We start from the raw sequence: 12364 nt of genomic DNA on the forward strand, positions 1-12364 counted from the left end.
GGATGCCTGGGGTGGTTGACGCCATGGGCTACCTCCTTGAATCCGCACAGGCGGAGGAAAGAGGGAAACTCTACGCGGGGCCGCTGGAAGAAAATGTAGGACGCGTCCCTAAGTTGGCGGTGTGATTTCTGAAGAGCTGGAAAGCGAGGCTGGTGAGTGTCCAAACCCTGAAAAGGGAGCAGACGCATGACCGCGTCGGCGGTAACTACGCAGTGCCTGAGGCTGCGCGCGTTTGTGACGCGGCCAGGTCCGCTACACGTTACCCGCGGCCTTGTAACAGGCTCTGGGGAGTTTCGGACACACCGTGTGCACCACGCAGCAGTGGCGTGGTTCACGCGACGGCATTTGCCACCCTCATGTGGCAGGCGGCACGCGCAGCAGTACGTAGTCGTCCTTGTCGAACTTGCCCAGCGCCACCGGCGCCGACGCGCCCAGCGGGGTGCCGGCCAGGGCATCATGGTCCTTGGCGTCCATCATCACCCAGGTGCCGACCGGCAGCGCCGCCAGTTGCGCCGGGCTGTCAGTGAACTGCGGGCGCAGGTCACGATCGATGTTGACCATGAACTTGATCGCCTTGGCGTCCTTGCCCATGCCGTGCAGCACCAACGCGCCAGGCGCTTGCTGCGTGGCACGGTCGACCTGCAGGCTGAATTGGCGGGTGTCGTACAGGGCGCGCTCCGTGGGTTCGAACACCAGAATGTAGCTGGACCACAGCGCCAGCACGGCACAGTACGCCAGCCCGATGGCACGAATGCCCGGCCTCGCCAGCAACGCCAGGGCCAGCAGTTGCAGCACCGTCAACACCGCCACCGGAGCCATTACCTGGGGCAGCCACTCGGGGAAACGCCGGTGGGCCACCAGCAACCCGACCAGCAGCAGGCCAGGCATCACCAGCCACAGGGTCTGCATGCCGCCGCGCAACCAGGCGAAGACGCGCCCACCCAAGCGATGAAAGGGGTAGCCGGCAATCACCGCGGCCATGGGCAGCATTGGCAATACATATCGAGCTTTCTTGGCCTGTGGGACCGACAGCCCCAACAGCACGATCAGTCCGGCTACGGCGCAGCATTTGAGCAGCTGCAGGCCCGGCCCCTGGCGTGCCGGCCCGGTGAACCAGGCACCCGCCAGTACCAGCAAGGCCAAGGGGTAGGCCAGCGCGTAGTTGCCCAGTGAACTGATGAAGTAGTACAGCGGGCCGCTGGCCCCCTCGCTACCGTCGATGCGCCCGGTGACCTGCATGTGCACCACTTCGGTGACAAAGGCGTCGCCCCCGCTCACGCGGGCCAGCCACAGCAGCAGGCCGATGGCCAGGCCCAGCAGGATCAGGGCGCTGACGCCAAAGCCGAACAGGCGCCGCCACTGGCCACTGACCAGGTAGTAGGCGCAGAGCATGCCGGTGGGCACCACCAGGCCGATGGGCCCGCGAATGGCAAACCCCAGGATCAGCAGCGCGGCGATGACGGCCAGGCGGCGCGGCGTGTGGAAATGGTCGCAGGCGTAGCCCAGGTAGAACACCCCCAGGGCCACGGCAGTCAGCATCAGGTCCTGGGACACCGCCCGGGTTTCCATGACGAAAGTGCCGCTCAACGCCAGCAAGGCGATGCTGATCAGCGCCCACTGGCGCGAATACGGCGCCACCAGCCGATACAGCAGGGCCACGGTCGCGGCCGCGGCAATGGCGCTGGGTAGCCAGGCGGTAAAGCTGTTCACCCGGCCGAACGGCAGCGACAGCAGGTACACGAAGAAGGTGGACGTAGCCGAATAGTCGGGGTATGGCTCACCATAAGTGGTCGGGAAGAACGTGGGCCCATGGCGTAGCATTTCCTGGGCGAACAGGAAGAACCGGGAATCGAAACCGACCGGGGCCTGCCCCCAGACGCCGGCCATGAACAGCACCAGCGCGATCAGCCCCGCACACCAGGCCTGACGGGCGACACCACGGGAAGCATGGGCAGGCAACTCAAGCATTGGCGATCCCCGACAGCGTCAGGAAGACAATACCGGCAAGGGTCAGGAACGACAGCAACTGGACGAATCGGGTACCCATCGAAGCAATTCCGTTTTTGGAGGGGAGCGCGCACAGTATCAGCGAGCAGTTATCAAATTTATGTCATGGGGCACGTAAATGCCGGGTGCCAATCATTACAGAACAAGACAAGGAAGATCATGACAATCGAGGCCTTTGACGTATTGGTCATCGGTGCCGGCCTGTCCGGCATCGGGGCTGCCTGGCGCCTTCAGCAACAATGCCCCGGGCACCGCTATGCGGTGCTTGAGGCCCGCGCGGACCTGGGCGGCACCTGGGACCTGTTCCGCTACCCCGGCATCCGTTCGGATTCGGACATGTTTACCCTCAGTTATCCCTTCCGGCCGTGGCAGGGTGAGGCGTCGATCGCCGACGGCGCGAGCATCGCCCGGTACCTGCATGACACAGCCCGAGCCGGCGGCATCGATCAGCACATCCGCTTCAACCAGCGCGTGCTGGCCGCGGCGTGGGACAGCACCCTGCGCCTGTGGACGCTGCAGGTAAGCGCCGACGGCGAACCACGCCAATACCAGTGCGGTTTTCTGTACCTGTGCTGCGGCTACTATGACTACGCCCAGGGATACCGCCCGGCGTTCCCCGACGAACACCGTTTCAGTGGCCGCTGGGTGCACCCGCAACAATGGCCGGACGACCTTGACTGGCGCGATCAGCAGGTGGTGGTGATCGGTAGCGGTGCCACGGCGGTCACACTGGTACCCGCGCTGGCCAAGGCGGCGCGTCAGGTCACGCTGTTGCAGCGCTCGCCCAGCTATGTGCTTGCCCTGCCCGCCCGCGACCCCCTGGCCAATGCCCTGCGCCGCTGCCTGCCAGCCCGGTGGGCAGGTAGCCTGGCCCGCTGGAAGAACGCCCTGGCGGGGCTTGCCCTGTTCCAGTTGTGCAGGCGCCTGCCCAGCCTGTCCCGCAGGCTGCTGCGCCTGCGAGTAGCCGGCGCACTGCCCAAGGGCTACGCGGTGGATACGCATTTCAACCCGCGCTACGCCCCGTGGGACCAGCGCCTGTGCATCGTGCCCGATGGCGACCTGTTCAAGGCTCTAGCCAGCGGCAAGGCCCAGGTGGTCACCGATACGGTCGCCAGCGTCGAACCTGACGGCCTGCGCCTGGCTTCGGGCAAGCACCTGGCCGCCGACATCATCGTCACCGCCACAGGCCTGACACTGCAGGCCTGTGGCGGCATGGCCCTGAGCGTTGATGGCCGGCACGTGGACCTGGGCCAGTGCGTGGCGTACCAAGGGCTGCTGCTGGACGGGGTACCGAACCTGGCCTTCTGTGTGGGCTACACCAATGCCTCCTGGACCCTGCGTGCCGACCTGTCGTCGCGCCAGGTGTGCCGTCTGCTCAACCATATGCGCCGCCACGGCTACCACCAGTGCCGGCCCCGGCTGGATGGCCCCGCGGGTGAGCGTCGGCCGTTGCTGGACCTGCACGCCAGCTACGTGTTGCGGGCCCTGGACGGGCTGCCCAAGCAAGGCGCGCGTGCGCCTTGGCTGCTGCGCCAGAACTACTTGCTGGACTACCTGTTCTTTTGCCTCGGGCGCGTGGAACACCCGGCGCTTGAGTTTTCCTGAGAGCAGAAGCCACTTTCGCCCCATAGGTTGCAGCCGCCACAGAGAGTGGCCCGAGGCAGAAACATGGCCACAAACTCTTGAACAAAATGGAACGGTACAAATCGTTATATTGGCCGCTTCCCCCTGTGAGCGTTTCCCATGGCCCGCCTTCCTCCCCTGCCCGCGCTACGCGCCTTCGAGGCCGCTGCCCGCCTTGAAAGCGTCAGCGAAGCCGCTGCCACGCTTGGCCTCACCCATGCGGTCATTGTCCGGCAGTTGCGCGAGCTGGAGGCCTGGTTCGAAACACCGCTGCTGAGCCGCCACGGGCGGGGCATGCGGTTGACGGCCGCGGGTGGCGAGTTGTCGACGTCGTTGACCGACGTGTTCAAGCGCCTCGACCAGGCGTGCGGACGCACCCTCGCGCGCCCCAGCGACAGGCCACTGATACTGGCATGCCCGGCACCGGTGGCATTGCGCTGGCTGATCCCGCGGCTGGCCGATTTCAACGCGGCCCACCCCGAACTGTCCATGCGCCTGATGTTCGATGCAGGCGACACCTGCACCCTGCCTGAGAACGCCGACCTGGCGATCATCCCGTGCGACGGTCCCTACCAGGGGCAATTGCAGGCCTGGCCGCTGTTCAGCGGCGCCGCGCAACCGGTCTGCAGCCCGGCGCTGCTGCAGCGCAGTGCACCGCTGGACACGGCCCAAGCGCTGTTGGCAACCCCTTTGCTGCACCACATCGACAGCCGTCCGTGGCAGCAATGGTTCGCCGACGCCGGGCTGGAGGGAGTGCCACCCCAGCCCGGACTGGTGTTCGACGACTTCAACGAGATGAGCACCGCGGCCATCGCCGGGCATGGCGTGGCGTTGTGTCCCCTGGCATTGGTGGAGCAGGATGTGCGGCTGGGCTTGCTCAAGGTGGTGTCACCACTCACCGCCGGCGCGGCACGGCAGTATGTGCTGGTGCATCGGGCCGAGGGTGATCGACGGGTGGTGGCGGCACGGGAGTGGGTGGTGGGGATTGAGGTTTAGGGGACTGCATCACTGCTGGCAAGTCACCTTGCGGCGATGCGGACGCCCCGTCACCGCCGCATCATCATCGCCGCCCCCGCACACGCCGCCAGCGCCACGCACGCGACGAAAAACGCGTCGCTGTACGCCATCAGGTAAGCCTGGTGCCGGACGCTGGCCATCATCAACGCCAGGGTCTGTTGCTGCTCTGGCAACGAGGGGTCGAGCATGCCGCCCAGGCGCTCCTGCACCGGCGCCATGAAGGGGCTTAAGGTCTCGCCGATACGTTCACTGTGCACCCGTTCGCGCACTTCCACGGCCTGGGCCAGGGCTGCGGTGACCACCGCGCCGCCCAGGTTGCGCAGCATCGAGAACAAGGCCGAGGCAGAGCCCGCTTCGGCCTTGCTCAGGCCGGCCACCGCCAGTACCGACAGCGCCACCATGATCAGCGGCTGGCCAATGCCGCGTACCACCACCGAGGGCACGATGACGTTGGCGGCGCTATCGGCGTCCAGGAATGCCCCCAGATAACAGCCCAGCGCCATGATCAGAAAACCGCCGGCCACCATCAGCTTGGGGTTCAATGCCCGCATCAGCGCCGGCATCAGCGGCGCCAGCAGCAACTGCACCAGGCCGTAGAGGATCAGGCTGACACCTACCTCACTGGCACTGTAGCCCTGCTGCTGGGACAGGTAGTTGGGCACCAGGAACACCAGCCCGAAGGTCATGCCGCCAAAGATGAACATGGCCACGCTGGCGACCCCGAAGTTGTAGCCTTTGAGCAACCTCAGGTTGATGAAGGCGCGGCTGCCATACAACTGCGAACCGATGAAGTACACCAACGCCGCGACCGACACCACGCTCATCCAGACAATGAAATCGGAGCCAAACCAATCTTCCCGCCCGCCCTCCTCCAACACGATCTGCACACCGCCCAGGCCAATGATCATGGCGGCGATCCCTGCCCAGTCGCCGCGCTTGAGCAACCCCAGTTTCATGGGGCTTGCATCGATGGCCCAGGCGATCGCCAATAACAGCAACACACCGGGTGCCAGTTGCAGGTAAAAGATCCAGCGCCAACTGTAGACGTCGGTCAGCCAGCCTCCAATGGACGGCCCGGCCGCCTGGGCAACGCTGTTTGCCAAGCTGAACAGCGCCATGCCCATGGGCACCTTGCTGGCGGGCAGTTGGGTGATGATCAGCTGGAATGACAAGGGGATGAGCACCGCCCCCGCCGCGCCCTGCACCACGCGGATAGCGATCATCACCGCAAGATTGGGCGCCAGCGAACAGGCCACGGAGGCCAGCAGGAACACGAACGCCCCCACCAGCATCACCCGGCGTAGCGAGAACACCTCCACCAACCACGCAGTGAGGGGAATCATGACGATCTCGGCCACCAGGTACGCGGTCGAGATCCACGACCCTTCCTGAAAGCTGGCCCCCAGCGCGCCTTCGATTTCCGGCAGGGCGGCGCTGGTGACGTGCACGTTCATCCCCGCCATGAAACAACCGAACAGGCCACCAATGACCGCTACCCAGGCGCGCAGGGAAACCGGTTGCTCAACGCTCATGGCGGGTGTCCACGGTCGCCACCACCGACATGCCGGGCAGGATCGGGGCCTGGCCCTGGGGTTCATCGAGCACAATGCGCACCGGAAAACGCTGGACGATCTTGGTGAAATTGCCGGTGGCGTTGTCCGACGGCAACAGCGCGAACACGGCCCCCGAGCCCGGCGAGAAACTCGCCACATGCCCTTGCAGACGCTGGCCGCCATAGCTGTCCACACGCAGCTCCACCGGCTGGCCGGGGTGCATGTGCTGCAACTGGGTTTCCTTGAAGTTGGCCACTACGTAAGCCTGTTGCACCGGCACCACGGCCAGCAGCGGCAGCCCGGGCGACAGGTACTGGCGCTCGCGCACTTTGCGCTGGCCGATGATGCCGTCGAAAGGCGCACGGATCAGGGTATCTTCCAGTGCATTGTCGGCCAGCGCCAACTGCGCCCGCGCTTGAGCCTGACGCGCCACCTGCTGCTGCAAGGTGGCCTGGGCCAGGGTCTCGCGGCCACGGGCTACGTTCAGCGCCAGGTCTTGCTGGTGCTGGCGCGCCACCGCGGCATCCAGGCTGGCGCGGGCCTGGGCGAAACTGGACTCGGCGCTTTCCAGGCGCTGGGCGCTGGCGGCCTGGTCATGCACCAGGCCCTGATAACGCTGGCGGTCAAGACTGGCCCGCTGGAGTTCGGCGCGGCTGCCCTGGGCCTGGGCGGCGGCCTGGGCGATGGCAGCCTGCTGCTCGGCGACCCGGTCGTGGGCCACGGCCAGGCTGGCCTGGCCGGCCAGCGCGGCGGCATCGGCTTCGGCGACGGCCGCACGGGCCTGATCACGGTGGGCCAGGTAGTCGCGGTCGTCCATGCGCACCAGCACTTGCCCGGCTTTCACTGGCTGGTCGTCGGCCACCAGCACCTGCGCGACATAGCCGTTGATGCGGGCACTGACCGGCACCCAGTCGGCGCGTACGTAGGCATCATCGGTGCTTTCCAGGAAACGCCCCTCCAGCCACCAGTACCCCGCCACGGTCACCGCTGCGCAGAGCCCCAGCGCCCCGGCCCCCAGTTGCAACCGGCGCTTGCGGCGCAGGCGCAGGGCCTGGGCCTGGGCCTCACTGTGGTCGATGTCATGGGCGGCAATGTTCATGGTGCGGTTCCGTCAGCAGTGGAAAGAGAGGGGTCGTCGCGCTGCCAGCCGCCCCCCAGGGCGGCGAACAGGTCTATCTGGCGTTGCAGCAACTGGCCGTCGGCATCGGCCAGGCCGGCTTGCAGGGTGATGAGTTCACGCTCGCTGTCGAGCACATCGAGAAAGTCCAGGGCACCGGCGCGATAGTTGCGCTGGGCCAGGTCAAAGGCCCGCTGGCTGCTGCTCAGCGCCTGAGCCAGCGCGGCATGGCGCTGGCGCTCGCCGTCGTAGAGCACCAGGGCCTGGCGCACCTGCTGCAGCGCGCCGAGCACTTGGGCATCAAACCGGGCCACCTGGCCCCGCTCCTGGGCTCGGGCCTGGTCGACCCGGGCGCGGTTGGCAGCACGGTTGGGAAACTGCCAACTGATCAGCGGGCCGATGCCGAACATCACCGCGTGGCTGTCACCCAGCTCGTTCAACGGGTGGCTGGAAGACGTCAGTGAGGCACCGAAACTGACCTTGGGGTAAAGGTCAGCCTGGGTGATGTCCACCTGCAGGCTGGCAGCTTGCAATTCACGCTGGGCCTGGCGGATATCGGGGCGCCGCGCCAACCATTGCCAGCCATCCCCCACCGGCAGCTCGGCGCTCAACCGCGGTACCTGCTGGCAACTGACCGGCGACGGCGCTGCGTTGCCCGTCAGCGTCGCCAGTTCGAACACCGCTGCCTGCCGACGTGCCTCCAGCATCGGCAACACCGCCTGGACCTGGCCTTGCAGGGCCTGCATGCGCGACACCTCGAAGTCGGTCACCAGCCCGGCTCGGCGCTGGCGTTCCAGCAACCTGACGCTATCAGCCAACACCGCCAGCGACTGACGCTGCACGGTGGCGCGGGCGCCCAAGGCACAGGTGTCGACGTAGGCCCGCGTGGTCTGTGCCGCCACGGTCACACGCACCTGGTCCTCAGCGGCCGCGGCCGCCTCGGCATTGGCCTGGGCACGTTCGATGGCATGTTGCACCTGGCCCCACACATCCACCTGGTACGCCAGCTCGAGCCCGGGGTTGAATTCCCACTGGGCGGGCGCATGGCTGCCGGTCGCCTTGGCCAGGGTCTGGTCATCGGCGGTCTTGCCGTAGCTGGCGCCCATTTCAAGCGTGGTGGAAGGCCAGCGCTGGGCATCGGCCTCGCGCAGGCCGGCCAACAGGGCCTGCGCATGGGCACTGGCCTGGGCCAGGTCACGGTTATGGGCCAGGGCCTCGCGTACCACTTGGTCCAAGGCCGGGTCGTGGTACAGCTGCCACCAGCGCAGGGGTAACGGGGCGTTGCTGACCTGCGCGGGCAACGCTGGCAAAGGGTTGGTGGCGGGCAACGACGAGCGCGCGGGTTCGTGGCTGGCCCATTGGCTGCAGCCGGGCAACATGGCCATCAACAGCCAAGGGAGCAACGGGCGAAAACAGGCAGGGGGCATCGCGGACCTTTATCTGGAAGGGCAAGGCCTGAAGATTATTGGATCCGGTATGCGAAGTGCTCGTGAGATCTGGACAAGTGTCGTTTTGATTGGGACAAGGTGGTTTTGCTGAAGGGTTGCGTCAGGGCCTCCAAGTGCCAGGCGATGGTGTCGTGGGGTTCTTGAGATCAAGCGCCGCGCGGGCGGCGCTCGGTCTCAAGGGCGCAACAAGCATCAAGCCTACCCCCAAAAACCACCACCCTACCCCACCTGATAATGACTGGGCGCATACCCCAATTCACGCTTGAACATCGCACTGAACGCGCTCGGGCTCTGATACCCATGCTCCAGCGCCACCTCCAATATCGAGACGCCCGAGGCCAGGCGCTGCAAACTCAGGATCAGCCGCGTGCGGGTACGCCACTCGCCGAAGGTCATTCCTACTTCGCGCAGGAACAGGCGCGCCAGGGTGCGTGAACTCATGCTGCTCTGGTCGGCCCAGTCCTGCAGGGTGGATTCCTGCGCAGGGTCGGCCACAAAGGCTTCGCACAGGGCCTTCAACCGCGGCTGGAGGGGCAGCGGCACGTGGGTGGCCAAGGGCGGCGCCACTTCCAGTTCGGCAAACAACAGCCCCAGCAGGTGCTGGTCGCGCACCTCGCGCCGGGCAGCGCCCAGGCCGCCGATGGCTGCCAGGATCAATTCGCGAACCAATGCCGACACCTTGACCACCCTGCACGCGGTGACGCTGAAGTCCAGCGCCGCGGGACAGATGAACAGCGTGCGCATCTGCACGTTCCCGGTCATGCGGATTTCGTGTTCCATGGCCTCGGGCACCCACAGCGCATGGCCCGGCGGCACCACCCAGCTGCCTTGGCCAGTGGTCACGCGCATGACCCCGGAAATGGCATGGATGAACTGGATCTGGCCATGACAGTGCGGGGCGATCACCTCGCCATTGGCGTAGTCATCGGCACAGGCCAGCAGGGGTGAACGGTCGAACATGCCCGGCCTACTCCCGATGCTGACGCGGGATCAGTGCCTGCAACTGCAGCGCCAGGAAGTCAGCGGTCAGCGGGTGCGCTTCCGGCTCCTTGACGCCGCGTTCCTTGCGCCACAGCCACTCCTCGGCGGGCGGTGTGCAGACGACACTGATACTGCCATAGCGGTCCGAGGTCAGGCCCATCACCGCCAGGCTGATCTGGCCCTTGGCGCCCATCGCCTCAGGCACGAATTCCACCGTGCGCAGGGCCAGGGTAATGACCAGCTTGTGGCTGGCGAAGGGCGATACCGGCGCGGGGAAGCTGGCATTGGTCGCCAGGTAGGGCTCGCGGGCCAGTTCCAACAGACTGCCGTCGCGCAGCGGCTGCAACCACTGTTCGATGCGCTCGAACAGGCTGTTGATGCTCAGGCTCCAATGGCTGCACTGGGCTTCGAATTGCTGCTTCTTGTGCTCTTCACTCTGGGCATAGTGTTTGAGCATCTCGCCCAGTTGCTGGACTTGATCCATGGCCGTCTACCTCCTCAAGGCGTCGATGCCAGGTGTCGGCGCAGATCGCCGACCGCCTGTTCGACCGTCGCACTGTACCCTGCCCAGCTCGCTGCCAACATCAAATTGCGCGGCAGGTCGAAATCTTCCACCGCGAAGCCCTGGGCATCATAGCCCTGAGGGTCGTGGGCAATCTGTTGGCGCAGGCTGCGGTCGGGCTCGAAATAGGCCCACACCGGTTTGCCCAGGGCCACCGCCAGGCCGACCTCAAAGGCCGTGCCGGAATCCGGCTCCTGGCCGCGGAATACATTCAGGTTAGCCAGCACCGCGTCACAGCGGCGGATCATGGCGATGTTCTGCGCACAAATCAGCCGAGCGGCAGCCACCCCCGTCAGGCCTGCCGGTACTTCATTGTCGAAAGGGTACAGGCCCTCCAGCCCCTGTTCGGCGCATAGCGCCTTGAGGTACTGGCCGCAGGCAACGGCATCGCGGCGAAACACATCGAAACCGGCCAGGTACACAGGCTTGGGTGGGTTCATCAATCGTCTCCTGAACATCAGTACACCAACCGGATGGCGCTCATGGCCTGGTACACGCCCGGCGCGCCGTCACGGCCGGGCTGCAGGCGCGCGTACAACGTATAGGTGCGGGAAGTGCTGGCGTGGGCGGCCAAGGTGTAGCTGTCGCTGGCGAAGGCCTGGCCGCCCAGCACCGGCTGGTGGCCGGCCGCCGTATACAGCCGATACTGAGCCGTGCCGCTGCCGTTGTGCAAGTCGTGGCTGAGGCCACCGTCATCGTCCACATACAGACTGTAAGTGACCATGGCGGCGGTGGCGCCCGCCTCGCACGTCACGGTGACATTGGCGGTGCTGCTGTGAACCTGCCCTGCCACACCGGCCACGGTGCCAAACAGCAGTGGCGTGGAGGCCACCGTGCAGGTGTGGGCCAGGGCGGCGGGACTCAAGGGCAACAGTAGCCCGAACAACAAATGGCGCATGGGCAATCCTCTAATGGCAAACAAGTGGGCCGATGTCGGGAATGCTGCCCGGCTCGGCGTGGTAGTCGAATGGCACGGTGCAGGCCGGATGGCCGGTGACCTCTACCCGTACTTGGTCATGGGCGGTCAGTTGCTGGAAAAAAGCTTCGCCGTCGTAGCCGAGCAGGGCCCGTTCGCCACTGCCCACCAGTATCGCGACAGCACCAACGGGCAAGGCGTGACCGTGGGCATCCACCAGGTGCAGCGTGGCGCTGTGGCTGCGCTGGATAGCAAAATGGGCGCGCAGGGCGCTGCGGTCGCCCGGCACCAGGTGCAATTGGTCAGTAGCCAGTTCCACGTCCAGCGGGACGTCGCCGGGGTCGATGGACAGGTGGTTGTCCTCATAGGCGCGCAGTTCATCGACAAACAGCAGACCGCTGCGGTCGGTACGGCCCAGATCGCGGTTTTCCTGGCGCACGGTGACGTTGGCCAGGCCGTCGGTATCGACCACGGCGAAGGCATCGTCGATGGTATTGGAGGCAAACAGATGCCCGCCCAGCAACGTCACGGCGCCCTGGGCGCTGGCACGCCAGTCGGTGCCGGTGCCAGTGCGCTCGGTTTCGCCGCCCACCAGGCCATAGGGGGTCTTGTAGTTCAACGCCAGGTCGTCCCGATCCAGGTCGCCTACCTCGTGGGACACCCGCCACCCCAGGTCACCGCGCTCCACCGCCGGGCGTTCGGCTTGCACGGTCTGGTAGCTGGCGCCGCCGCTCTGGTTACTGCTGGCGCTGAGGGTGGCGCCGTCACCGAAGGGCATCGACAGGCCGACGAACAGGCCGTTGCCGGTGGTACCGGTGTAGTCATGCAAGGCCGTGATCGAGCCATAGGCGCCCCACGGCAGTGGCCGCGACCAGGTCACCGACAGCGCGGTGGTCTGCACGCTGCTGGAAGCCTGGGCATAGTCGTCGTAAATGTTCACGCGCTTCTTGGTGAACACCACACCCAACGACCCCAGGCCCGGCAGCGACCAGCCAAGGTTGGCGCGCACGCTGGTGCCAGGGCGGTCGTCACCGTTGGCCGAGGCCAGGTCATTGAAGGCATGGTCGGCGCGCAACACGCTGAAACCCGCGTTGAACACTCGGCTGGCATGGCTGAAGCCAACACCATATTGCTGGCCCG

Annotated in this window: 11 protein-coding genes; 2 read left to right on the forward strand and 9 right to left on the reverse strand. The window is 66.0% G+C overall.

What is annotated here, in order from left to right; translation table 11 throughout:
* Positions 1–354: 354 nt before the first annotated feature.
* Positions 355–1968, reverse strand: coding sequence for a glycosyltransferase family 39 protein (locus QBK88_RS30065; RefSeq protein WP_277964937.1), 1614 nt, complete (start codon positions 1966–1968; stop codon positions 355–357).
* A gap of 198 nt (positions 1969–2166) precedes the next feature.
* Here QBK88_RS30065 and QBK88_RS30070 point away from each other — a divergent pair, with 198 nt between their 5' ends.
* Positions 2167–3612: a flavin-containing monooxygenase gene (locus tag QBK88_RS30070; protein ID WP_277964938.1), complete on the forward strand. Its 1446-nt coding sequence runs from the start codon at positions 2167–2169 to the stop codon at positions 3610–3612.
* Positions 3613–3750: 138 nt separating this feature from the next.
* A complete protein-coding gene (locus QBK88_RS30075) occupies positions 3751–4626 on the forward strand; it encodes a LysR substrate-binding domain-containing protein (protein ID WP_277964939.1) in 876 nt (291 codons plus the stop codon).
* 50 nt (positions 4627–4676) lie between these two features.
* On the opposite strand, the gene QBK88_RS30080 is transcribed toward QBK88_RS30075, so the two are convergent.
* The 8 genes from QBK88_RS30080 to QBK88_RS30115 all read right to left on the reverse strand — a co-directional run.
* On the reverse strand, positions 4677–6179 hold the full coding sequence (locus tag QBK88_RS30080; protein WP_268140787.1) for a DHA2 family efflux MFS transporter permease subunit: 1503 nt from the start codon (positions 6177–6179) through the stop codon (positions 4677–4679).
* A complete protein-coding gene (locus QBK88_RS30085) occupies positions 6169–7299 on the reverse strand; it encodes an HlyD family secretion protein (RefSeq protein ID WP_277964940.1) in 1131 nt (376 codons plus the stop codon). Before QBK88_RS30085 ends, QBK88_RS30080 begins: the two co-directional genes overlap by 11 nt.
* Positions 7296–8744 (reverse strand): TolC family protein, encoded by a 1449-nt coding sequence (locus QBK88_RS30090; protein WP_277964941.1) that lies wholly within the window; start codon positions 8742–8744, stop codon positions 7296–7298. The genes QBK88_RS30085 and QBK88_RS30090 overlap by 4 nt, the downstream gene beginning before the upstream one ends.
* A 240-nt stretch (positions 8745–8984) precedes the next feature.
* A complete protein-coding gene (locus QBK88_RS30095; RefSeq protein WP_277964942.1) occupies positions 8985–9725 on the reverse strand; it encodes an AraC family transcriptional regulator in 741 nt (246 codons plus the stop codon).
* 7 nt (positions 9726–9732) lie between these two features.
* Positions 9733–10230 (reverse strand): hypothetical protein, encoded by a 498-nt coding sequence (locus tag QBK88_RS30100; RefSeq protein ID WP_277964943.1) that lies wholly within the window; start codon positions 10228–10230, stop codon positions 9733–9735.
* A 14-nt stretch (positions 10231–10244) separates the two neighbouring features.
* Positions 10245–10748 (reverse strand): nucleoside 2-deoxyribosyltransferase, encoded by a 504-nt coding sequence (locus tag QBK88_RS30105; protein ID WP_277964944.1) that lies wholly within the window; start codon positions 10746–10748, stop codon positions 10245–10247.
* A gap of 17 nt (positions 10749–10765) precedes the next feature.
* Positions 10766–11206 (reverse strand): spore coat protein U domain-containing protein, encoded by a 441-nt coding sequence (locus QBK88_RS30110; RefSeq protein WP_277964945.1) that lies wholly within the window; start codon positions 11204–11206, stop codon positions 10766–10768.
* A gap of 10 nt (positions 11207–11216) precedes the next feature.
* Positions 11217–12364, reverse strand: a 1148-nt coding sequence (locus QBK88_RS30115) for a fimbria/pilus outer membrane usher protein (protein WP_277964946.1), incomplete at its 5' end; no start/stop codon positions are given.

The sequence above is a fragment of the Pseudomonas sp. RIT-To-2 genome (genome assembly GCF_029623465.1).
GTDB classification, from domain to species: domain Bacteria; phylum Pseudomonadota; class Gammaproteobacteria; order Pseudomonadales; family Pseudomonadaceae; genus Aquipseudomonas; species Aquipseudomonas silvicola.